Here is a 23215-nt window from a genome sequence, read left to right as displayed (position 1 = left end):
CGCTTCAACCCCTCAAGGGTACATCTGGAACATGGCAACTACGACCCCACGTCGCCGACCGGAGAGCTTCAACCCCTCAAGGGTACATCTGGAACTGTCCACAGAACTGTCATACGGCTTGATTTTCATCTCGCTTCAACCCCTCAAGGGTACATCTGGAACTCGGCCATCAAGTACCTCCGTCGCGTGGCGAAGGCGAGCTTCAACCCCTCAAGGGTACATCTGGAACACCCCGGCGACAGCCAGCCCGCGCAAGTCGAGGTGACGCTTCAACCCCTCAAGGGTACATCTGGAACGCTGGCAACAGAGCGAACGACACAACCAACAGCACAGTGCTTCAACCCCTCAAGGGTACATCTGGAACTCACCTGCGTGCCGGTCGGCGTCCCCGAAAGTTGGCCGCTTCAACCCCTCAAGGGTACATCTGGAACCGGGCATCAGAAATCACGCTCCCAGAGAACGAACACCGCTTCAACCCCTCAAGGGTACATCTGGAACCGGGCATCAGAAATCACGCTCCCAGAGAACGAACACCGCTTCAACCCCTCAAGGGTACATCTGGAACCGAGTCGGGAGAAGGACAGGCCCCGCTTGTGGGCGCTTCAACCCCTCAAGGGTACATCTGGAACACTCAACACGTTGCAGATATTGACCGTGAGTGACCGCTTCAACCCCTCAAGGGTACATCTGGAACACTCACTCACGGGTTTTTAATGAATCTTAGGGACGTGCTTCAACCCCTCAAGGGTACATCTGGAACCCGATTGGCTGGTTGCGTCCAACCACGCCCGGCACAGGCTTCAACCCCTCAAGGGTACATCTGGAACGTGTTGCCAGCCAGCTGGAGGGCCGCCCGGTCACGAGCTTCAACCCCTCAAGGGTACATCTGGAACTTCAAGTTCGACGGCGAACGGCTTCCCGCCGCCTGCGCTTCAACCCCTCAAGGGTACATCTGGAACTCCGTCGTCGGTGGTCGCGACCGCGCGCGCTTCCGCGCTTCAACCCCTCAAGGGTACATCTGGAACCGAGCAATCTGGAGACGTTCTCCCGGTCACGAGAGCTTCAACCCCTCAAGGGTACATCTGGAACTGCCGCACTGCGGATTGACCCGGAGCGCGACAACGCTTCAACCCCTCAAGGGTACATCTGGAACTTGGTCGGCGTCCCGTCCAGTGCAACGACCCCGCGACTGCTTCAACCCCTCAAGGGTACATCTGGAACGCGCTCTCAGTCATGACCGACCCCTGCGCAAAATGCTTCAACCCCTCAAGGGTACATCTGGAACCGCCGCCGCTTCGGCCCCTTCGGCCCGAAGGTCGAGGCTTCAACCCCTCAAGGGTACATCTGGAACTGAATCGTCCCATCAACGCTCGTTGGCGGTGTCCCATACTTGCTTCAACCCCTCAAGGGTACATCTGGAACGCCGTCTCGCGCAGGTCACTCTCGACCGCCAACTGGCTTCAACCCCTCAAGGGTACATCTGGAACAACGTCTGCGTTAACTGTGGCGAACGGTCACACGAGCTTCAACCCCTCAAGGGTACATCTGGAACAGGCATTCAGGACCGCCTCCATCGGCAGGGGTTCGTCGCTTCAACCCCTCAAGGGTACATCTGGAACACTCTCGATACCCGAGCGGAAAGCGTCTCGAAGACGCTGCTTCAACCCCTCAAGGGTACATCTGGAACTGGTTAGTGATTTCCCCGGACTCGACGCTCGTCGAGCTTCAACCCCTCAAGGGTACATCTGGAACACTAAACTCCAACTGTCTGACAACTGGCCCGACAAGGGCTTCAACCCCTCAAGGGTACATCTGGAACGCGCGGCCGCGGCCGTCGTCGTCCTCGACCTCGCGGCTTCAACCCCTCAAGGGTACATCTGGAACCATGCCGGATTCTCCGGCGTGATAGGCTATCGTGGCCGAACCCACATGAAGATTTCCGTCGACCCTCAATTCCCCCTCTACCCCCGGGGGGTCGACGGAGATGAATACTGACGCCGCTTCGTTACGTCGTGAATCGGTTCGAGGGGCCGCGGCCGTCGTCGGAGACGAAGCCGCCGTCGTCGAGTTTGTACGCGCCGTAGCCTTCCGTGCCGCGGTGGACGAACACGTCGAGACCGTCGCTGTCCGTGCGCGCGGAGTGGTCCGCGCGGACGTGAGTCGGCAGTTGTTCTTCGAGGTCTTGGACGGGTATCGACACGCGGAGGTCAGCCAACTCCGACAGCAACTCGAAGCCCTCGCTCGCGTGCTGGCCGAACGCATCGTTGAGGTTGTCGAGACGCTCGCAGTCCGTCTCGGTAGCCGCGACGAGCAGGTCGACCGTCTGGTAGTCTTGGTCGATGAGCGAACGGTGGCCGAGTGCTTCCGCTCGACTGTCGTCCACGAACGCGGCGAGTTCCTCGGACGCCCACGGTTGGGTTTCGATAGTCTCGAAGTAGCGCGGCACCGCCTCGCGTTCGAGCGTGACGCTCGACACCGTTCCGGCCGAGTCCGTACCCAGTCCGAGTAGTATGTCGGCCGCCGCGCGAAGCAGGCCGCCGTCGTAGACGTAGTTCGAGGGTGGTTTCCGGTCGCGGTCCGGTTCGTCGTCGGCGTCTCGGCCGTGGCTGTCGAAGTCCTCGCCGTCGGTGTCGTCGTCTTCGACGGCCGCGAGCGTCCACACCGTCACCCGGCCGTTCTCCGGCCCCCACTCGAACGACCGGTTACAGCGTCCCGCCGTCTGGACGACGCTATCGAGCGGTGCGATGTCGCGGTACGCTCGCGCGAAACTGATGTCGACGCCCGCTTCGATAGCCTGCGTCGAGACGAACGCGAACGGAACGCCCGCGGTCGAAAGCTCGTCTGCGACGTGTATCAGCACGCGCCGGTCGAGCGGCCGATACCGGGAGTTGAACGTCCCGAGATACCCGCGTCCCGTACAGTCGTCGGTCGGATACCACGCTTCGCGGTCGGCGTCGTACGCGAACCCGAGTTCCCGGAGCGTCCGCCGCGCTAGCTGCTCGTAGTCCGGGAGTTCGTCCGGGTTCGTGTCCACCTCCGAGAGGACGCTCTGGTACGTCTCGCCGACGTGCGTCGGCCGACGGCCGGTCGCTCGAAACGCCGTTTCGAGACGTGCGGTCAACGCCCGCGAACTCCCGATAGTGTTGCAGACCGCGAGAACCGACCGGCCACCGGCCGACGGGCGGGCGTCGGCCGACTCGTCGCCGTCTGTCTGTGTCGCGGCGGCAATCTCGGCCGCGGCGTCCGCGTGCGAAATCGGCGTGCCGCCGTCTTCCGTGGCCGCCCGAACCGACTCGTGGACCTCGTAGCCGACTCGCGCGACGGCCTCGGACGCCCGGCGCTCGAACGACGACTCGGCCGACGAGTCGTCGGTCGTCTCCGCGGCGTCCGCCCCATCGCTGTCGTTGGCCGCGAGCAGCGAGAGCGTCTCGAAGTCGCCGTCGGTGAACAGGGTCGGTTGCGTCGCGGTCATCGAAAGGATGCGGGCGTCGTACTCGCCGACCACTATCCGGCCGAGGCGTCGGATAGCGTCCCACCAGCGTTTCGGGAGCGCCTGCGGTTCGTCGAGGACGACGACCGCATCCCGTAACGCCGGAAGCTTCAGTCCCTGTCCGTTCGTCGGCCCGGCGAGACTCTCGAACAGTTGGACGAACGTCGTGAGGACGACGCCGGACCGCCAACTTTCGCCGAGCAGTTCGGCGTCGGACCGCGTCGTCTCCCAGTCGGCTTCGTCGGCGGTCTCGTCGTGGTCGGCGTCGAGGTAGGTCACGGTCTCGGCGAGGTAGTGGTGGACGGTGAACTCGCGCGACCGCGGGTCGGCGTCGAACACGTCTTCGTCCTCGAACGTCTCGCGGGTCTGTTCGATAATCGACGTGTAGGGGAGCGCGTACACGACCGTCGGCTTGGTGTCGCGGCCGCGTCGTTCGGCGAGAACGTCGCGGAGTTCGAACGCGCCCGTAATCCCGGCGAACGTCTTGCCGAGTCCGGTCGGGAGCGTGAGCGTTCCGACCTCGGCGTCGGCGAGTCGCGGCGCGTTCGCTTTGACGCGCTGGCGCGCCGTCTCCCGTAAGCGGTTCAGTGACGCCTCGTCCGTCGGGTCGATGTCACCAATGTCGGTGTCGGTGTCGGTGTCGCCGATGTCGGTGTCGGTCGCACCCGACTCGTGTTGAAGTCGGTCGATGTGGCTCTCCAATCGGTCGAGGTCGAGCGCCTGCGGTCGGAGAGCGTCGGCCATTTCGCGGTCGGCCGCGGCGGTTTTGTCCGCGAGCGTCAGGGAACTCCAGAGCCGGGTCGTCCGGCCGTAGAGGTCTGCGGGAAGCTTATCGGTCGTCGCCGTTGCCTGCATCGGTCCCTCGGCAACGGCGTCGAGCAGGTCGTCGAACAGCGCGCCGCTCTCGAACGCCTCGACGAAGCCGTCCCACGACGCCGCGCCGTCGGTGGCTTCCGCCAACAGCCGCGATGCAACCGCACGGCTCGGAGCGCAGGACTGGACGTGGTTGATTTGCGGGCCAGCCCACTGTCCGCGTTTTTCGGCGTGCTGTTCGTTCTGCACCGTCTCGAAGGTTCGCTCTGCGAAGTCGGGCAGTCGGCCGTGGTGACGAAGCACCGCGCCCCACGCGGCGAGACGGTCGCGCTCTGGCGCACCGAGTTGTCCGAGTGCGTAGTACGTGGCGAACGCACCGAGTCGCGCGTGGTAGGTCAATCGGTCGTCTTTCCCGTCGGGATACTCGCCGCGGACGTGCAACTGGAACGCCGGTGCGACCTTCCCGAAGTCGTGAAGCCAGCCGAGACACCGCACGACCGCCTCGTCGGACGGCCCGCCGTCGCCCGACTCGCTCTCGAACCGGCCGAGCCATACCGCGCGGTCGGCGACCGCTTTCGCGTGGTCAACCAGCAGTTCGTCGTTCGGCACGTCCTCGTCCGCGCCGCCGTCCCGGTTTCTCCGGCGGGCGATAATCTCGTCGGGGAGTTGGTCTGGTGTCATGAATCGAGAGTCGTGAAAACAGGGGGTGTCGTGTCAGTAGAATGCGACCGTGCGTCCAGCGACATCGCCGAGTGCGAGACCGTCGCCGGTGGTCTCCAACTGGCCGTCGGCGGTGAACGCGTAGTCGGTGAACTCGGTCGTCCGGCGGTTCCGACCGTCGGCCTCCATCGCGGCAGGCAGACGCTCGACGTGATGTGGCGTCCCTGCGCGCGGAACAATCGTCTCGACCGCCTCGGGAATCGCCGAATCGACCGCCACCGTGTCGTCCACAGCGACCGCGGTCACGTCGTGTTCGACGCCCGCCTCGGGCGTCTCGACGCGAGCGAGCAACTCCGACAGGCCGAGCGACGGCGGATAGTACGACGTGCCGCGTTCGAGGTGATGTTTCAGCGCCGCGTGGAACGCCTCGTCTTCGACCGCGACGTACAGCCGGTAGGCCGGGTCGACGACGTACTCGTAGCTGTGAATCTGGCGGTTGTCGGTCGTGTCCGGAAACCGGACTTTGACCGTCTTCTTGCCGCTTCCGCCCGCGCTGTCGAACGTCTCGCCGGGGTTCGTGCCGACGCCGAGACTCGGCTGCGTCGTGGTTCGGAGGTCGCCGACGACTTCGACGCCGACCGCCGACACCGCCGGGTCGAACACGTCGTAGTACTCGTCGCGGCCGACACCGACGATAGCCGCGAGCAGTCCCGCGACGGTCGTCCGCGGCGGCAACCGATACGTCTGTTTCGTGACCGTCCGGTCGATGCGCCGGAAGTGCGCCCAGTCGCCGCCCACCGTACAGACGAGACACGAATCGGGCACGCCGTCGGTGAGCGTCGGCGGCGTCTCGCTCCGGTCGGGGGCCGGGTCCACCGGCCCGACGTTCGTATTAGTCACGTCGAACCCTCACTCGCCCGCCGGAAGCGTCTCCTCGAACTCGGCGTACACGTCGATAGTGGTCGTCGGCACGCCCTGAGATTCGAGCAAGTCGGCGAGGTCGGCGGCGGTCCCGTACCGCTCGCCGTCGTAGCTCATGTCCAGATACTCGTCGCCGACGACGTGAACCGTCTCTACGTGGTCGCTCGCCGACGCGAGTCGGTCCACGAACTTCGTCACGTCGAGCGTGAAGTCCGTCACGTTCCGGAGTTCCGACTCCGGTTTCGAGTAGTCGGGGTCGCGGTCGAAGCCGTTGTGCAGGTCGCCGACGTGATAGCCGTCGGTCGCGTACTCGACGCGAGCGTAGAGTCGTGGCTCTTGGCCGACTTTACTCCGGGAAATCGTCTGATTCTTCATCGCGCGCCAGCAGAGCGTGTCGAGACGCTTCACGTCGGCCGCGGTGAGTTCCGTGTCGCTCGCGCCGTTCTCGTCTACGAGACCGTGGAACGGGAAGATAGCGTACTTCAGCCGGTTGTCGTCAAGGTCGAACCCACCGGTCGATTTGTCGTCCTGCGTGGCGATGACGCTGGTCAGCGTGTTCGACTCTTCGTTCTCTTCGACCGCGTTGAGCGACCGCGCAGGCGAGAACTGGACCGGGCCGGTGTAGTTGCCGCCGTCGAACGCGTCGGCCACCGCGTCGAGCAAGTCGTTGTCGGTGTCGGCGTTGAAGCTCAGCGTTGCGCCGAAGTACCGCACGTCGGTCGCGGCGTCAAGGAACTCGTCGCGGACGTTCTCGATTTCGGCGACTTCGTCGGCGTCCGTGATGTCGCCGAGTACGTCGAGGGCGAGTCGGGCGCGGACTTCGCTCTCGTCGCCGGTCTTCTTGATGAAGACGCCGTGGCCGTCGGCGTGGAGTTGGTCGCGGAGGTAGCGTTTCAGGCGTACGTCCGTGACGACGGCTTGGTCCGTGATGGGGTCTTTCCGCGGGCGGTTTTCACCGAGCGGGTTGCCGTTCGGGTTGCAGTCCTGTGCGTCGGTGACGAACACGATTTCGGAGCGGTTATCGACAGTTTCGGTCATGGATTGCGTGGTGGCGGAGTCAGTGGTCTGGTCGTCTGTGTCGTAGGTGTCGAGCGTTGCGTTCGAGTCGGTCATTCGTCGGCCGAGTCAGTCGCGTCGTCTGCGTCGCCGTAGTCGATGCCGAGGCGGTCCATGAGTTGGAACGCTTGTCCGCGGGCTTCCGCGCCGTACGCGAGACCGAGCGCGTAGAAGAACCGTACGTCCTCGACCGGGAGCGCCCAACTGGATGGGGGTGCCTCGGCGAAAGCGTCTTTCAGCAAACTCTCGGTCTCCGGGAACAGTTGGTCTCCGTTCGCGTAGACCCCCGAGCGTTGTTCGAGGTCGGGATACACGTTCTGTATCCGGTCGGCCGTCATTCGGTCGGCGGGATGTTGGTCGCGGAGCGTCCGGTTCATGTCGCGGTTGTACGACTGGTGGTTAGCCAGTTGGCCGAGAAAGACGCCGAAGAGGAACGCACCGCGGCGCTCGTCGGCGGTCTGGGAGTCGTCAGCGCTGTGTGGGTCGTCGTCGACCTGAAACGCGGGTCGTTCGCCGAGGAAGCGTTCCAGCCGGTACTTTCGTGCATGATACTTTTTCACGTCGCCGTCCGGCGCGAGGTCGGACGGGTCCGGGAGCGATTCGTTCGAGCCGAAGAGGTCGTTCGTCTGGTCCATCGTAATTGCTGGTGTGTCTGCGAGTTCGGAACGGTCGTCTGGCGCGTCGAGCAGTCCGGCGCGAGCGAGCGCTTCGAGTTGGGCGTACTGGGTGAGAACCAGATACGTCGGGAAACTCCCGTCGCTGGCGTCGGTGTCGCTCGCAATCCGGTCGACGTACTGGCTGAGTAGTTTGTCCACGGGGACGGGTTCGCCCGTCAACAGCGCAGTGACGAGCCATTCGCGGGGGTCGTCGCTCGTCGGGTCGTCCGCGGTCGGATACGCGAGCGTGTCGCGGGCATAACTTCCGCCGGTAATCGCGCGAAGCATCGCGTCTTGGCCGATGCTGTCGTCGATGTGCCGCCAGTCGTCTTCTGCGGGTCGTCGAAACCCGGCAACCGGGTCGAACGTACTCCCCTCCAACACGTCGAGATGGGCGTTCGCCACCTCTCGCGGCCAGTAAATATCGACGTTCGGCACCTCGTGGAGGACGTTGATGTCGCCGCTGTCGTTCCGAACGCCGATGACGTAGAACCGGAGCGCGTCCGCAAACGCTTCGTTATTCTGCTCTGCGTTCTGCTGGAAGGTGACGATTGACGTGGCGTCGGCGTCCGCGACAGTAGCGTAGAGCAGTTCCGCGCGCTCGGCGTCACAGTCAACCACGTACGGGAGCATGTAGACGCGCAAGCCGTCACGCGTCCGACTGCACTCGTCGACCAGCGACGTGCCGGATTGGAGCAAGAGCGCGGCCTCCGACGAGACCGGATGGGACCGCCACGCGTTCTCCTTTTTGAGTTCCGCGAACTTCTCGGAGTGCTGGATGGTGAAAAACGCCAGTGGGTCTTCGGCGGTGCCGAACACTTCGCCGCGGTCGCCCGTCACCATGCACGTCCCCTCGCCCTTCGACGGACTGTCGACGTTCTTCGTGGCGAGCTTGTGGTTCTTCCGCGCGACCATCCCCTCGTTCAACACCGGAAGCTGGCCGGGATAGTAGTAGCCGTCGCCGTCGGGCGGCCCGTCCGGTGGCGCTTCGAGTGACTCCGGGTCGAGTTTGAGAGCGACCGTCGCCACGACGCGCGGGGAGTCCGCGCTCGGGAAGTTCGATGCGAGCGAGTCTTCTATCTGGTCGGCGATGTCGTCGCGCGACCCGAGCGTCTGGAGCGCGCGAATCACGTGGCCGTCCGGATGCTCGTCGGCGACTCGGCCGACCGCTGGCTCTTTTCCGCTCGCGTTCGTCCAGCGTTCCAGTCGCTCGCGGCAGTACCGGACGGTCGTGTCGAGCGTCGACCCGCCTTTCGCGCCGCGTTCGGTGATGCTGTGGTCGATACCACGACCCCACGGGTAGCGCGCGTAGCCGAGGTCTTCGACCATGCTTGGCTGGAGCGGTTGGGCGGTAACGGCGTCGAGTCGCGGGTCGTCGCCGGTCAGGTCGACTTTGACGGTGACGAGATAGCGGTCGTCGTCGGCGTCGGTGACGAACCCGGCCAACTCGCCGGGCGTGTAGTAGAGGCCGTACTCGCTGTCGGTTCCGCCCGCGGCCGCTTCCGTCATCGCACCGTACAGGACTTCGAGACGGCGAAGCGACGAAATCGGGCCGTCGGGCAGATACTTGTCGAGCGTCGCGGTGTCGAGACGCGTCATCGACGCCCTCCGTCGGTCGACGCGCTCGACGCCTCTGGTGTCCCCGGCGGACGTTTCGAGTCTCGCTGGATGTTCAGGAAGCCGAGTCCGAGTGCGTTGCGTTCGCCGATGCCTGCGTCGAGCGCGAGGTTGAGGTGGCGGCGGTGGTGGTCGTCGCGCACCCGGTAACCGAACCGCCACTTGCTGAGGATGTACGTCATTTCGACGCCTTGGGTGACTTCGACCGGGACGGCGAACGTCTTGAGGAGGTCGTACTCGTCGAAGAGGTCGCCGTCGCGGTTGCTCGGGCCGGGCAGGTGGTCGTCGCAGAACAGCCGGTGTTTCTTGTCGAGGTTGTTTTCGAGTTGGGTTTTGAGTGGTTCGAGCGAGTGTTCTGGTTGCCAGAAGATGGCTTCGTCGCCGTCGGTGTCGATGCCGTAGGCGTCGGCCTGCTGTGGAGGGATGCGGACGAGAACGCCGGTTCCGGTTTCGAGCGTTCCTCGGGTTCCGGGTTCGCCGACATCCGGGGCGACGGTGGTGACTTCTTCGACGTGGAACGGCATCTGGCCGACGTTGAACTCGCGGTCGGTGATGACGCTCTCGGCGATGGCCCGTAATACGTCTTGGTCTGTTGCGGCGACGAGAACGGTTCGTTCGTCGCCTTCTTCGATGTCGCCCCACGGGAAGATGTTCGAGAACGAGAGACCGATTGGCCGGTCGGCGTCGTGAAGGTCGTCGTATTCTGTCCCCCGGAGTCCTTTCCAGAGTCGGCCGCGGAGTTCGTGGAAGTGCGAGTTGTCGTACGCGGCGTCCGCGCGAGCGCGAAGCCGAATTAGAAGCCGCACTGTACCCCCGTCCGTCGATATGCAGTCAAACCAACCATTGCATCCACGTCACGCTCCGAACGGATGCTATATGAACGTTCCGTTTGAGTAACAAATAATTGCTCACGGGAGTTCCACGCCCACCGCAAGCAAGACAAGTTTCCGTCGACCCCCGGGGGTCTCAGGGGGAATTGGGGGTCGACGGAAATCTTCATGTGGGTTCGGCTACGAGACGCTATCACGCCGACGAATCCGGCATGGTTCCAGATGTACCCTTGAGGGGTTGAAGCGGGTCTCGCTGGTGCCGAAAGTGCCCAAAGACTCAGGTTCCAGATGTACCCTTGAGGGGTTGAAGCTCCTCGCCGCTGGAGTGTTCGACGTGCGCGGTCGTGTTCCAGATGTACCCTTGAGGGGTTGAAGCGTCCCGATGACGGTCACGTCGTCGGCGTTCGGCCAGTTCCAGATGTACCCTTGAGGGGTTGAAGCACCTCGACCGTCGGGTTATCGGTTGACTGACGCTCTTGTTCCAGATGTACCCTTGAGGGGTTGAAGCGAAACATTCGGGTGGCCGGAAAACCCCAGCGAGGAAGGTTCCAGATGTACCCTTGAGGGGTTGAAGCGCTCGGGGGGATAGTCGATGACTGAGGTTGTGGTGTGTCGTTCCAGATGTACCCTTGAGGGGTTGAAGCCGCGATAAGACCGGTGACGTGGTGTATGGGTTCTCGGTTCCAGATGTACCCTTGAGGGGTTGAAGCCCGACGCGGGCGGCGTTGGAGACGAAGGCCGAGCAAGTTCCAGATGTACCCTTGAGGGGTTGAAGCGCCCCCGGCACCGGCCCCTACCGGTACGCACAGTTGTTCCAGATGTACCCTTGAGGGGTTGAAGCCAACCCGGTGACCCCGGAAGCGACCTTAACGGCACCGTTCCAGATGTACCCTTGAGGGGTTGAAGCTGGCAGGAAACGACTAATTCAAACGGTGGCGGGTTCCGTTCCAGATGTACCCTTGAGGGGTTGAAGCGCGCTGTTCGCGCGAATCTGCTGGCGTGCCTGCTGGGTTCCAGATGTACCCTTGAGGGGTTGAAGCGACGCCCTTCGGGTTCGACGCTACTGCATCATCATGTTCCAGATGTACCCTTGAGGGGTTGAAGCCCGCCACTGCCGCCGTTGTCGTTGTCGAAGAAATAGCGTTCCAGATGTACCCTTGAGGGGTTGAAGCCAACACCGGGGTTCCCGTAGACGAGGAACCGCCAGAGGGTTCCAGATGTACCCTTGAGGGGTTGAAGCTCGGTTATCTCCTCGTCGGACACCGCGACTGCGGTGTTCCAGATGTACCCTTGAGGGGTTGAAGCCGTCTGTGCAACCGTGAGCGCACACAGAAGCGGAGTTCCAGATGTACCCTTGAGGGGTTGAAGCACCTCGTCCATCTGCTCCCAGATGTCGCGCCACGACTGTTCCAGATGTACCCTTGAGGGGTTGAAGCTCACTATACTGGAGAGTTTAGAGTGCGACGAGACTGTTCCAGATGTACCCTTGAGGGGTTGAAGCATGGAGGGCCAACGGGTCGAGACGTTCGTCGTTCGTTCCAGATGTACCCTTGAGGGGTTGAAGCGTCTTCAAGTCGGTCGCTCCAGCGAGGGCGCCGACGTTCCAGATGTACCCTTGAGGGGTTGAAGCACCGACTGTCGCGAACATCGACGCGGTACCGCTTGCTCGTTCCAGATGTACCCTTGAGGGGTTGAAGCGTCGGCGTCGAGGGGTGAGTTCGGATATGTGGTCAGTTCCAGATGTACCCTTGAGGGGTTGAAGCCTCCCACGAAAACATACCCTTCGAGTCCACACGGTCCGTTCCAGATGTACCCTTGAGGGGTTGAAGCGTTTCCGAAGCCGAACCCGACGACTGCCGTACCGTAGGTTCCAGATGTACCCTTGAGGGGTTGAAGCTTGAGTCGAAGCATCTCAAAATCTCTTCGGGAGTGTTCCAGATGTACCCTTGAGGGGTTGAAGCAACCAACGACGGAGGGGAAAAGACCTTACTGGATAGGTTCCAGATGTACCCTTGAGGGGTTGAAGCGGATTAAAGGCAACGAGTTCGGAGCATCAGACCGACGTTCCAGATGTACCCTTGAGGGGTTGAAGCCTCGCGGGCAGTCGTCGCCTCGGTCATACGCCGCCGGAGTTCCAGATGTACCCTTGAGGGGTTGAAGCGACCCGGACGAGGCGGAGGCGGCGGTCGTGGTCTCGGGTTCCAGATGTACCCTTGAGGGGTTGAAGCGAACCTCTCCGTCGAGTTCGTGTCTGTCGTAGACACGTTCCAGATGTACCCTTGAGGGGTTGAAGCTATCGGGCCAACTGTGTGAAACGGACCGACGCCCGCCGTTCCAGATGTACCCTTGAGGGGTTGAAGCGACCTGCGCGCGGCCGTCGCCGAGTTGACCGAGCGCGGTTCCAGATGTACCCTTGAGGGGTTGAAGCGCCTCACCATCTCCTCGTCGTCGCCACCTCCGGCGTTCCAGATGTACCCTTGAGGGGTTGAAGCGTCAGCGGGACCTCGCTCGGCGGGTCACGGACCTCGCGTTCCAGATGTACCCTTGAGGGGTTGAAGCTCGGAGTTCACGAATCTGCTGGAGTCTGACCTGTCGTTCCAGATGTACCCTTGAGGGGTTGAAGCGTCCCCGTCCGGGTCGGCGTCGCCCGCGGGTGCCGGGGTTCCAGATGTACCCTTGAGGGGTTGAAGCAGTTGGGTGAGCCAACTTTTCCCCCACCCCGACGGTTCCAGATGTACCCTTGAGGGGTTGAAGCGAGACGACGGTGCCGCCCGCGAGCAGTTGGACGCCGGTTCCAGATGTACCCTTGAGGGGTTGAAGCGGCGACTGGGGAGTCGCATTCCCCCGTCAGTATCTGGTTCCAGATGTACCCTTGAGGGGTTGAAGCGGCGACTGGGGAGTCGCATTCCCCCGTCAGTATCTGGTTCCAGATGTACCCTTGAGGGGTTGAAGCTGCCCGCCCGTCGCGGTCGCCGTCTCTATCTCGCGGTGTTCCAGATGTACCCTTGAGGGGTTGAAGCATTATCGGTAAGGGTGTCGAAACTCTCGACTGGAGTTCCAGATGTACCCTTGAGGGGTTGAAGCGCTATCGTCACTGTCGGCCCGAACGAAGTGATTACGCCCGGCAGTGGTTCCAGATGTACCCTTGAGGGGTTGAAGCCCCTGACGGGGTGAAAACACGGTTCCACGCGGTCACGTTCCAGATGTACCCTTGAGGGGTTGAAGCCCCTGACGGGGTGAAAACACGGTTCCACGCGGTCACGTTCCAGATGTACCCTTGAGGGGTTGAAGCGATGTTAATCGACAGAGGGCGTCGTGTTGGGGGACAGTTCCAGATGTACCCTTGAGGGGTTGAAGCACGGTCGTCCCGTCGAGCTTCACCTCGTAGGTTGTCGTTCCAGATGTACCCTTGAGGGGTTGAAGCTTGCAGGGCGTCCGGTGGGCGGCAGACGCACACCGCGGTTCCAGATGTACCCTTGAGGGGTTGAAGCGCCCGAGCGCTGGCGTTCCACAACGGCCTCGACCCGGTTCCAGATGTACCCTTGAGGGGTTGAAGCGCCTCATTTGAGAGGTCTTGCGGGAGCGGACTCGACGTTCCAGATGTACCCTTGAGGGGTTGAAGCTACCAGTGTTCTGCTCGTTCGGTATCAAATCCGACGGTTCCAGATGTACCCTTGAGGGGTTGAAGCGCCGCGAACTTGGAGAGCATGTTCTTGTCGGCGGCGAGGTTCCAGATGTACCCTTGAGGGGTTGAAGCGACGCGAAAATCGTCTCGGAAGAGGCTTGGAGCGACCGAGTTCCAGATGTACCCTTGAGGGGTTGAAGCAGGAAGCAGTCTTGCAGTTGTCCGACTGAGCGGACCCAGTTCCAGATGTACCCTTGAGGGGTTGAAGCCCCGGTATCGGCGAGACGAAAGAGCAGGTCGGTGAGTGTTCCAGATGTACCCTTGAGGGGTTGAAGCGAGCGCCGCGGCTTAGATTGTCTTTTCTTCTGAACGTTCCAGATGTACCCTTGAGGGGTTGAAGCACCCCATTGCCGACGTTCTTGAGTAGTCCGTAGTTCCAGATGTACCCTTGAGGGGTTGAAGCGAACTCATGTGGAAGAACGGCCTCAGCATCCACGAGGTTCCAGACGTACCCTTGTGGGGCTAGTCGCTAACCAACAAGACGGGTCTCGGGAAGCGGTGTGTTGGTTAGTCAGGTGGGCAGTTCCTACTCGGCCCCGCCCTCGCCGAACAGGTGGTGTTAGCAGAATCAGGTCCGTGTCTGTCCGCGAGACGACCGCCGACGACCGCTCTTCAAAACACACTCACGACTACCCGTACCGCCTCGCGCAAGTCCGCTCGCCGTTTTGTGCAAGTGTGGTTGTCGTGAGAGCCTTATTTCGAGGGACGGCGGGGTGTCGCTGACACCCCGTCGGCGGTGGCTGTGCTAACACCACCTATGAGCTAATCGCCGACGCTACTCGGCGAGGATGCCGTCGTCTTCGGTGAGTTCCACCGTCAGGACGTGTTCACCCTTCCGCGTCTTGTCTTTCCGGACGGTACGGGGCGACGTTTCCGCCAAGCCGCGAATCTTCTCGAACACGCGTTTGATTTCGCTGGACTTGAACGTCCGGCCGAAGTAGGCGTTCAAGAATGGCCGTGCGTCGGGGGCGGTGTAGACGACGCGATAGCCGTTGGCGTCCGAGACGACCCGGCCCCAGTCGTCGGCGTGTTCAAGCAGAGCGCGGGCGCGTTCGTGAACGGGATAAATGCGGTCCGTCACATCCTCGGGGCCGTTCCGAACGAGTCGGACGAGTTTGTCTTTCCCAATCAGGTCCTCATCGCTAATTTCGACGCCCGCGGTGTCCGCCACTTCGTTGACGCGGTGTTTGAGTCGGGCGTCCGCCCGGCTTCGCGTCTGTTGTTCCGAGACCACCGTGTCGTGTAGTTCCGCCACGTCGTCGCGTACGTCGGCTTTCGCGCGAGCGATTTGCTGTGTTCGTTCTTTCTTCAGTTCCTCTTCGGCGTCCTCGCGCTCGCGGCGCTCGCGTTGCAGGTCGCCACGCAGTTGTTCGAGTTCGACCTGCTGGCTTTCGTACTCTGCGCTGAGTGCTTCGACTTCCTCGCGGAGCTTCCGGACTTCGCGGGCGAGGTCGTGGTGGTCGAGCGCGTCGATAGGTTGGTCGAACTCGTCGGCGCTCACTGTCCGTCACCTCCCGCGCGGTGGGCGTACCAGTCCTCTCGGGAGTCGGGAGCGAACTCCGCAAGGTCTTCGAGGTACGCCTGTAGTTCAGTGGCGCTCCGGAAGGCGTCGGGATTCAGTACGTCGATAGGGTTGGCGTCCTTGATGTGTCGGACGCTCCAGACGCCCTCGGACGTGTGGATGAGTTCGTAGTCGTAGTACCGGAGCGTGGTGCCGGGTGGGTACGCGCCGACGAAGAGGCGTTCGAGGTAGTACACGATGTCCTGCTTGTCCGCCTTCGTTTTCGCGGGCGCGATAGTGGTGTCGAGTGCTTCGTTGGCAGTACTGTCAGTCGTGTCGTTGGTGTTCTTAGTCATGGATTTCGAGGGAGGTCTCTGGTTGGTTGTTAGACGGTGCAACCGCAGGGGTCGGCGGTATGGGCGTCCGGCCCGGTCGCCGAGAGCGCGGTGATAGGGCGGCCGCACTCGGGACAGTGACCGTCCGAGAGTCCGAACGGCGTGCTACTCACACGCCACCACCCCACGCTCGCGCTCTCCGTCGCGGTCGTGGTCCCGGTCGGAACTCTCTCCGTCTCGGTCGCGCTCTGGGTTGGAACTCTCTCCGTCTCGGTCCCGGTCGTCGCCCCAGTCGTCTCGGGCGTCGCGGATACGGCGACAGAACTGGCACGGCGAAAACCCGCGCTCCTTCGCTTTCGAGCGCGGGCATTCGTAGAAGTCGGCGTTCTGGTGAGCGGGACAGAGGGTTTTCCGGTCGTCGCCGCGTTCGTGGTAGGCGTACGCCCACGGCCGCGGCCGGTCACGGACCAGCACGGTCTCGTTGTCCGGATAGGAGTCTTGTTCGATGCGGCGGTCGCGCTCTTCCCGTGTGGGGTCTTGGAGCGAATCGCCCGGACAGTCGTGACTCCCCAGTTTCACGGTTGGCGTGCCACAGTCGGGGCACACGTCGAACGTCTCGGGAATCGCCGTGTCGAGGTCCGGCCCGAACTCGTCGCGGGCGGTCACCACGCTTCGCCCTCAGTTGGCGGGGTGTCGCCGAGTTCCGTCTGACTGTCCGGCGTCCCGGTCTCGTCGCTATCGAACGCGTCGGGTTCGCTGGTGGCGAGTTCGACGCCTGCTTGCTCGGCGCGCGCCCGGACGTGCGTGTCGAGGACGGTCCGCGCCGCGTCGGTCGTGGTGTACTCGTTCGTCCGGCCGTTTTTCTCGCCTTTCGAGACGAGACCGTGGTCGGCGAGTGTGTCGAGGTTCTGGTACAGACGGCCGTGATGCACTTCCTCGTAGTACGTCGCTTCGAGACGCTGTTTCACACGAAGGCCTCGCGGCGGGTCGCCGTCGCGTTCCAGCGCACACACCGCAAAGAGTACGTCTCGTTGGAACCCGTGCAGGTCTACCAACGACGGCAAAGCCTCGGCCGTCGTCACTCTTCAGCACCTCCGCGCTCAGTTCCGAGGTTGTTCATGAAATCGATACGCGCGGCTATCCGTGCGGGAGATTCAAGTCCCGCGTCCCTGTAGGCGAGCATGGTTCTCTGCCGTGGGAACCACCGAAGGCCGGTGCTGTATCACCGGTCGTTCTTCGGGTCTAAATCGACGTATAGCGCCTTCGGTAGTTCCTATTTCAGGCGTCACATTCGCAGTTAATAAACTTGACTATGCTTAAGCATATTTTCAGTGGCGTCATAGCATAGAAATATGCTTTAGCAGGTATTCAGAACTGCCTAAAGGTAGTTTTAGCGGTGAAGGAAACGTGTTATGTCCCGTCCCCATCGATTGGGAAATCATGTGGCGGCAGGTTGAATGGATGACTGCCGGTGATGACCTTATTCTAACAGTCCTTGGCTCCCAGTTCGACCCTCTCAATAAGGAACTCCAACTTTCACCCGGTTGTATTGCGGTGAATATTGATTATAACAACGATTACGTCGGGACACGCTGTCGGAAGCTCGTTGAAGCAGGACTACTCGAAAAAGAGGGCCAATACTATAGCATATCAGAGAAGGGCCGTGCGTATCTGGCTGGCGAACTCGACGCGAGCGAGTTAGAAGACGAGTAGGAGAACGTGGTCGGAACGGCCAATCTCTGTATCCGCGTCCGGTTGACGCCCACGGCGACAGTCCGCCGACATTCACCAAGAGAACCATTCCGTCACTCCGCGTTTCCGTCGACCCCCGGGGGTAGAGGGGGAATTGAGGGTCGACGGAAACACTTGTATGGATTCAGCTACGACAGCCTATCACGCCGGAGAATCCGGCATGGTTCCAGATGTACCCTTGTGGGGTTGAAGCGTCGAACAGCAGGAGGAACAGAATCCCGGTCTGGACCGTTCCAGATGTACCCTTGTGGGGTTGAAGCCTCGGTGACGGGCAGTTCGGCGGCAAGAGCGCGCGTTCCAGATGTACCCTTGTGGGGTTGAAGCGTGCTGTTCGGGGCCGATGACGCCGTTGATGCCCGAAGTTCCAGATGTACCTTTGTGGGGTTGAAGTGATTTGGGTTCTCGAAAAGAGGAACTCACAGCTTTGTGGGGTTGGGGTGGTAGAAGTTCCGAGATGGCGTCGGACGGAACTGGGTGAGACGGCCGGAGAGCGATGAGGTGGTTTCTAGCGACGGGTTCGGGCCGGACTTCGACACGGCTATCCCGGAAACGGCCGAGTATGCTCGAAGTCTGGAACGGCGACAGTGAAACTCGGAAGTCACCTGTCTGGCCGAGTCGCTTCAAAACCCGACGTGGGAAGAACACGGCCAGTATAGCGACCAAGACCGCGCCCCGAATCGTGAGAGTCAGGACTGGACGAGCAGGCCACCGCGACGAACCAACACAGCACCACCTGAGACCCGTCTTGTTGGTTAGCGACCGGCACCTGCGAGCGACCGGCCTTGACGCCGACCGGGACGCCAGCTACGCCCACGTCGCCGCCCGTCGGTCTCGGACAAAACGCGGACGAACCGGCTAACCAACATCGTGAGAACGCGAATAGATGCCGCGTGCCGACCTCAACACGTTCCGCGTGTCGTCCTCAACGGGTTCGTCCTTTTCGCTACCGTGTATCAGCGTGACGCCGACGACGTGTACTGGCTCGACACGACGAACTCCTACGAGCCAGAGTAGTTGTGGAGCCAGAGTAGCTGTGCCGAGTGAAACAGTCGTGGGAGTCAAACTCGGAGAGAAGGAAGGGGGGAGAGAGAGACCATCGTTTCCAGTGCTTTCTCGTATTGCTGTGGGTGACACCGCGAACCTATCAAAATCCAAACTAATAACGGCTGTTTGTTGTGTAGAAAATTCGCCAGTACGGACTAACTCACGTTCTGTTCTAATAAAGGTTGATGCTACTAAAGAGGGAATTTTCTGAGCGTCCAGTCGAAGCGCCGGAAGCACTGGAAACGGTGGTCTCTCACTGTTCACTCGACAGCCTCGTGCCATAGAATCCGTCTTCTGACGCCGTTCCTGCCGAGATTCCGCCATTCGTCGTGTTCTCTTCAACCAAGCAGTGGAAACGATGGTGTGTCAGAAAGCACTGGAAACGGTGGTGTGGTAGCAGTGGAAGCGGTGGTGTGGAGAAATATCTCGACGGAGGGCAACGATTAAACCGCTAGCACTGGAAACGCCACTGTCCGGAAAGCACTGGAAACGCCACCCCCGTAACCAACACTGGAAACGTCACAATGCCACCCGACATCAGCTTCACCCCCGACAACGACCTCTACAAGAACCGCGACACCCTCTTCGAAGACTACACCCCCGACACAATCGTCGGCCGCGACACCGAACTCGAACAATACCACGAAGCACTCCAACCCGTCATCAACGGCGAACGCCCATCCAACATCTTCCTCTACGGCAAAACCGGCGTCGGAAAAACCGCCGCCACCAAATTCCTCCTCGACCGCCTCCAACGAGACGCCGACCAGTACGACGTAGACCTCACCGTCATCTACCTCAACTGCGAAGACCTCAGCAAAAGCTACCAAATCGCCGTGAAACTCGTCAACGAACTCCGCGACCCAAGCGACCAAATCAGCGAAACCGGCCACCCCGGATACAAAGTCTACGAATACCTCTGGGACGAACTCGACGCCGTCGGCGGCACCATCCTCGTCGTCCTCGACGAAGTTGATAACATCGGCGACGACGATTCTATCCTCTACCAAATCCCGCGCGCCCGGAGCAACGAACACATCACGAACGCGAAAGTCGGCATCATCGGCATCAGCAACGACCTCTCGTTCCGCGACAACCTCTCGGCGAAAGTCCGGTCGTCGCTCTGCGAGAAAGCTATCTCGTTCCCGCCCTACGACGCCCCCGAACTCCAAGACGTACTCCAGCAACGCGCCGACACCGCCTTCCACGACGACGCTCTCGCCGACGACGTACTCCCGCTCTGTGCCGCGTACGGCGCACAAGACGCCGGTGACGCCCGGAAAGCCCTCGACCTGCTCCGAGAAGCGGGCGACATCGCGCGCGCCGCGGACGCCGACCACGTTCACGACCATCACGTCGAGAAAGCACGCGACAAACTCGAACGCGAAGAAGTCATGGACGGCATCGCCGACCTCGCCGAACACCAACAACTCACCTTGTACGCGCTGGCGACGTTCGAAGGCGACGACGAAACACCCGTCAGTTCCTCGACGGTCTACGACCGCTACCAATCGCTCTGCCACTATATCGGAAGCGACCCACGGTCGGCGCGCCGCGTCCGGGACTTCCTGAAAGAACTCGCGGACCTCAGCATCACCGCCCGCACTCCACAGAACGAGGGACTGTCAGGTGGGAAGTACCACGACCACGACCTCAAACACGACCTCGAAACCGTCGTGGTCGCCATGGCCGACCTCGTTGATTACGTCGGCGTCCACGAAGGTATCGAAGATGTCGTCCGGTCGTCGGACGAAATCGTCCTCTCCTCGGACATCGATGCCACCCTCTCCCCCGACTGACGACCGTTCTCTCTCCCGCGACTTCTCGAACAGATGACTTCGGAAGAACGGTGTCTCTCCGAGAGATAGTTTTCTCTGTCGCTGTACGCGATAGCACTCTTAAACAGCTATCCCGTATCGCTATCCAAACTAACTACACGAAATAACTAGACAAAATAGCTATACAGTATAGTTATACAGTATAGCTATGCGTAATAGATCTACGAAATAGTTATCTGAAATAGCTGTCTGAAATAGCTGTCTGAAATAGCTGTCTGAAATAGCTGTCAGGGATAGCTGTCTGGAATAGTTGTCTGAAATAGCTCTACGAAATAGCTGTCGAGGATAGCTCTACGGTATTTCGAATCTCACAAGCCGTATCCCACCGCAGATAGCTATTGAGTATAGCTGTCTGATATAGTTTAGTGGTATAGCTATGGGATATAGCTGTATAGTATATTTCTATGGTATAGTTACAACGTATAGTTTTATAACTATAGGGTGAGACCCCGCCTATATGCTGACATACGCAGTGTACAGCGAAGCAGGCGGCGTCGGCAAAACAACCCTCTCGGCGAACCTCGCCCGCGCCCACGCCGACAACGACCACGACGTACTCGTCGTCGACCTCGACCCCCAAGACGGCAGTCTCTCCCACCTCCTCGGCGTGGACGACGACCGCGCCGACAGCGACGCCGACACCCTCGTCCACCACCTCATCGACCGACCGAAAGGCGACTTCACCGACCTCCTCACCACAACCGAAGGCATCGACGTACTCCCCTCCCACAACCGTCTCGAAGACCTCGGGTCCCTACTCGACCGCGCCGCCCAAACCGCCGAAGACCTCGGCGAACCCTTCAACAAATTCGGCCGCCTCCAGCACGTCCTCGCAAAGAACGACATCCCCGACACCTACGACATCCTCGTCGTTGACCCGCCCGCGACCGTCGGCCCCCACCTCTACAACGCCATCTACGCAACCCGGTCGCTCACCATCCCCGTCGAACCAACCGGCAAAGGAAGCGAATCCGTCGACGGTCTCGAATCCGTCGTCGCCGGAATCGAAGACACACTCGACATCCACGTCGGCGTTCTCGCCGCCGTCGTCAACCGCTACGAAGGCACCAACGACCAACAAACCATCCACAAAACAGTCGACAACCTCCCCTATCCGAACCCAGTCACCATCCGGAAACGCTCGTCGCTCTTCGAGAAGTGCTGGTCGATTCAAGGCTCCGCGTTCGCCGTCGAAGACCACGACGACGGCCGCGACCTCCGCGACTACGAACACGAGACGCTCGACCAACTCCGCGAACTCGCCGACTTCCTCGAAGAGCGTGGTGACCTATGAAAGACGGTACCGGCGGCGACCCCTTCGCCGACGACCCCCCAGAACCCAGTTCGACGACTGAGACAACTGACGCGGCCGACACCACCGACACGACTGACGCGGCCGACACGACGAGTTCGGCCGACACTGGGCGGTCCCAATCGACGCCCGAGACGGCTTCGACTGCCGATACGGACACCGGCGAGACAACTGCATCCGCGACCGGCGATGAGTCGCCCGCGCAACTCCCGTACTACTACCGCCGCGAGACAGTGAAAGAGGGCCGCGACCAAGTGCCGTTCTTCCTTCGGGACCACGTTCAAGCCCTCGAAGACGACTTCATCGACGACCTCGAAGACCGACTGAACGCCTCGAACGTCTACAAAGCCGACGCCCGCGAAGCCGCCCTCCAAATCGTCTACCAAAACCACGCCGCCGAAGTCGCCAACCTCCTCCGCGAGTGGGGCTACGACCGCTAACCACCTCTCGCTCTTGTTCCCCTCCCGCTTCGCTACGTTCTTTGCGACTATTTCAGACTCTACGGAATTGCCGTCAGGATGTTCTCGATGAACGCCTACGCGAGTTCTTGCAAGGGTTTTCCGGAGCGCCGAACGTAGTTGGGACAGCCAACGAGGTTCGTCTCGTTGCAGAAGAACATGTCCGAGTAGTTGATGAGTACTCGTCTCGGCATGGTGTACTGCACGGGCGAGTGGCGGACCGACAATGTGGGCACTTCGCCGTGTCGTAGAGCTTGTATGCCTGACCTTCGATAGCGAGTATCGGGGCTTTGCACTCGGGCACCGGCGAGCATCCCGTTCTGAGACAGTACCGGAATTCCCCCGAGAAGTCCACATTGACACACCGATACTCATCAGAGTTATTCCACTTGTAGACTATCGTTCGGACGATACGGACTTACCGTTACGGAAGTCGTTGCAACGTGGGGCAGTAGCTTCGAACTCCGCAGACTCGCCTGCGTAGTACAGGTAGCATTTCTGCAGAAGACCGGGATTTTGGCTTGTTTGGGGTCATCAGAGTCTTCCGGTGAGTAGCGAGTAATCCGAAAACATCTCTAATTCACAATTTTTAGATTAGATAAAAAATTCATCCTAATACCTTATTGACACTCGAACTGCATGTCGGGGAAGGAGACACGCGATCTCCGAAAGATGGGTCGTCGGTTCATGGAAAGCCTCGCGGCACTTGGCGTCTCGTCCGGTGCCGTTGCTGGACTGACTCCCGAGAAACTCGCGGAGTTGACAGTTACATCTGACTTCAGGGCCGTCGGACGGGACGCAACAGCGGCGAAATCATGTGGCACGACCCTGATCGTTCGGACCCACGTGTCGGCTACAAAATCGGCACTGACGGCGGTGACTCCGGTGCACCGGTCTGGGAGTTCAAGGACGGTTACGCCTACATCATCGGCATCCACGCCTGAGCTGATTGCTTCGACGGCACGAAGGCGGCCAAGGGAACACGATGTACTACGTTGAGGACCAACTGAACCTCGACTACTCCAGCGTTTGGAATTAGACGGGAGACCCTAGCCGAACCTACACTGAGCCATCGCAGGACAGCCATTGGCTAACGACGGTCTGTGTCCCGATATTATCTTTTTTCTGACCCTGCCCTCGGGGACCGTCATTCCTCCCAATAGATGTTTGGACGACCGTCGTTGATTTCGATGAAAACGTCGGAGCCTTCTTCGATATCGTAGTCGTCAAAACTGACTGACGTAGTT

The 23215-nt window shown here is 61.1% G+C and carries 15 protein-coding genes and 2 CRISPR repeat arrays (1 of these 17 only partly in view); of the genes, 5 read left to right on the top strand and 10 right to left on the bottom strand.

The window, feature by feature from the left end:
- Window positions 1-1884: a CRISPR direct-repeat array (repeat unit 30 nt; unit sequence GCTTCAACCCCTCAAGGGTACATCTGGAAC) (it extends 663 nt beyond the left edge of the window).
- A gap of 121 nt (window positions 1885-2005) precedes the next feature.
- From P2T60_RS20810 to P2T60_RS20765, 10 genes are all read right to left on the bottom strand, one after another.
- A complete protein-coding gene (locus P2T60_RS20810) occupies window positions 2006-4984 on the bottom strand; it encodes a CRISPR-associated endonuclease Cas3'' (RefSeq protein ID WP_276282755.1) in 2979 nt (992 codons plus the stop codon).
- Between the two features lie 33 nt (window positions 4985-5017).
- Entirely contained in the window at window positions 5018-5863 is an 846-nt protein-coding gene (cas5b, locus tag P2T60_RS20805; protein WP_276282754.1) for a type I-B CRISPR-associated protein Cas5b, read from the bottom strand.
- Window positions 5864-5872: 9 nt separating this feature from the next.
- Window positions 5873-6922 carry a type I-B CRISPR-associated protein Cas7/Csh2 gene (cas7b, locus tag P2T60_RS20800; RefSeq protein WP_276282835.1) on the bottom strand — a complete coding sequence of 350 codons (1050 nt, stop codon included), beginning with the start codon at window positions 6920-6922 and terminating at the stop codon, window positions 5873-5875.
- Window positions 6923-6993: 71 nt separating this feature from the next.
- Window positions 6994-9195 carry a type I-B CRISPR-associated protein Cas8b/Csh1 gene (gene cas8b, locus P2T60_RS20795; protein WP_276282753.1) on the bottom strand — a complete coding sequence of 734 codons (2202 nt, stop codon included), beginning with the start codon at window positions 9193-9195 and terminating at the stop codon, window positions 6994-6996.
- Window positions 9192-10019 carry a CRISPR-associated endoribonuclease Cas6 gene (cas6, locus tag P2T60_RS20790; RefSeq protein ID WP_276282752.1) on the bottom strand — a complete coding sequence of 276 codons (828 nt, stop codon included), beginning with the start codon at window positions 10017-10019 and terminating at the stop codon, window positions 9192-9194. The genes cas8b and cas6 overlap by 4 nt, the downstream gene beginning before the upstream one ends.
- Before the next feature lie 239 nt (window positions 10020-10258).
- Window positions 10259-14131: direct repeats of the CRISPR family, unit length 30 nt; unit sequence GTTCCAGATGTACCCTTGAGGGGTTGAAGC.
- Between the two features lie 372 nt (window positions 14132-14503).
- Window positions 14504-15229, bottom strand: coding sequence for a hypothetical protein (locus P2T60_RS20785; protein ID WP_276282751.1), 726 nt, complete (start codon window positions 15227-15229; stop codon window positions 14504-14506).
- A complete protein-coding gene (locus P2T60_RS20780; protein WP_276282750.1) occupies window positions 15226-15585 on the bottom strand; it encodes a hypothetical protein in 360 nt (119 codons plus the stop codon). The genes P2T60_RS20785 and P2T60_RS20780 overlap by 4 nt, the downstream gene beginning before the upstream one ends.
- 29 nt (window positions 15586-15614) lie before the next feature.
- The gene (locus P2T60_RS20775; protein WP_276282749.1) at window positions 15615-15737 is read right to left on the bottom strand and encodes a hypothetical protein; all 123 of its coding nucleotides are present in this window, start codon (window positions 15735-15737) and stop codon (window positions 15615-15617) included.
- On the bottom strand, window positions 15730-16230 hold the full coding sequence (locus tag P2T60_RS20770; protein ID WP_276282748.1) for a hypothetical protein: 501 nt from the start codon (window positions 16228-16230) through the stop codon (window positions 15730-15732). Before P2T60_RS20770 ends, P2T60_RS20775 begins: the two co-directional genes overlap by 8 nt.
- Complete coding sequence (locus P2T60_RS20765; RefSeq protein WP_276282747.1) at window positions 16227-16646, bottom strand: helix-turn-helix transcriptional regulator; 420 nt, start codon at window positions 16644-16646, stop codon at window positions 16227-16229. The genes P2T60_RS20770 and P2T60_RS20765 overlap by 4 nt, the downstream gene beginning before the upstream one ends.
- 358 nt (window positions 16647-17004) lie before the next feature.
- Here P2T60_RS20765 and P2T60_RS20760 point away from each other — a divergent pair, with 358 nt between their 5' ends.
- The 5 genes from P2T60_RS20760 (at window position 17005) to P2T60_RS20740 (ending at window position 22912) form a co-directional block, all read left to right on the top strand.
- The gene (locus P2T60_RS20760; protein ID WP_276282746.1) at window positions 17005-17277 is read left to right on the top strand and encodes an RPA1 family protein; all 273 of its coding nucleotides are present in this window, start codon (window positions 17005-17007) and stop codon (window positions 17275-17277) included.
- A 1607-nt stretch (window positions 17278-18884) separates the two neighbouring features.
- A complete protein-coding gene (locus P2T60_RS20755; RefSeq protein WP_276282745.1) occupies window positions 18885-20159 on the top strand; it encodes an orc1/cdc6 family replication initiation protein in 1275 nt (424 codons plus the stop codon).
- Between the two features lie 496 nt (window positions 20160-20655).
- Window positions 20656-21492 carry a ParA family protein gene (locus tag P2T60_RS20750; RefSeq protein WP_276282744.1) on the top strand — a complete coding sequence of 279 codons (837 nt, stop codon included), beginning with the start codon at window positions 20656-20658 and terminating at the stop codon, window positions 21490-21492.
- Window positions 21489-21950 (top strand): DUF7970 domain-containing protein, encoded by a 462-nt coding sequence (locus tag P2T60_RS20745; protein ID WP_276282743.1) that lies wholly within the window; start codon window positions 21489-21491, stop codon window positions 21948-21950. The genes P2T60_RS20750 and P2T60_RS20745 overlap by 4 nt, the downstream gene beginning before the upstream one ends.
- A gap of 833 nt (window positions 21951-22783) precedes the next feature.
- Window positions 22784-22912, top strand: coding sequence for a hypothetical protein (locus P2T60_RS20740; protein ID WP_276282742.1), 129 nt, complete (start codon window positions 22784-22786; stop codon window positions 22910-22912).
- The last annotated feature ends 303 nt before the right edge of the window (window positions 22913-23215 follow it).

It is taken from the genome of Halorussus caseinilyticus, from assembly GCF_029338395.1.
Classification (GTDB): domain Archaea; phylum Halobacteriota; class Halobacteria; order Halobacteriales; family Haladaptataceae; genus Halorussus; species Halorussus caseinilyticus.
The sequence above is the reverse complement of the archived record's forward strand: the minus strand, read 5'-3'. Positions and strand labels throughout refer to the sequence as shown.

Excerpts from the sequence above, each read along its gene's own strand:
- P2T60_RS20810 (WP_276282755.1), bottom strand. The coding sequence starts at position 4,984 with ATGACACCAGACCAACTCCCCGACGAGATTATCGCCCGCCGGAGAAAC.
- cas7b (WP_276282835.1), bottom strand. The coding sequence starts at position 6,922 with ATGACCGAAACTGTCGATAACCGCTCCGAAATCGTGTTCGTCACCGAC.
- cas8b (WP_276282753.1), bottom strand. The coding sequence starts at position 9,195 with ATGACGCGTCTCGACACCGCGACGCTCGACAAGTATCTGCCCGACGGC.
- P2T60_RS20780 (WP_276282750.1), bottom strand. The coding sequence starts at position 15,585 with ATGACTAAGAACACCAACGACACGACTGACAGTACTGCCAACGAAGCA.
- P2T60_RS20760 (WP_276282746.1), top strand. The coding sequence starts at position 17,005 with ATGTGGCGGCAGGTTGAATGGATGACTGCCGGTGATGACCTTATTCTA.
- P2T60_RS20755 (WP_276282745.1), top strand. The coding sequence starts at position 18,885 with ATGCCACCCGACATCAGCTTCACCCCCGACAACGACCTCTACAAGAAC.
- P2T60_RS20750 (WP_276282744.1), top strand. The coding sequence starts at position 20,656 with ATGCTGACATACGCAGTGTACAGCGAAGCAGGCGGCGTCGGCAAAACA.
- P2T60_RS20745 (WP_276282743.1), top strand. The coding sequence starts at position 21,489 with ATGAAAGACGGTACCGGCGGCGACCCCTTCGCCGACGACCCCCCAGAA.
- P2T60_RS20740 (WP_276282742.1), top strand. The coding sequence starts at position 22,784 with ATGTGGCACGACCCTGATCGTTCGGACCCACGTGTCGGCTACAAAATC.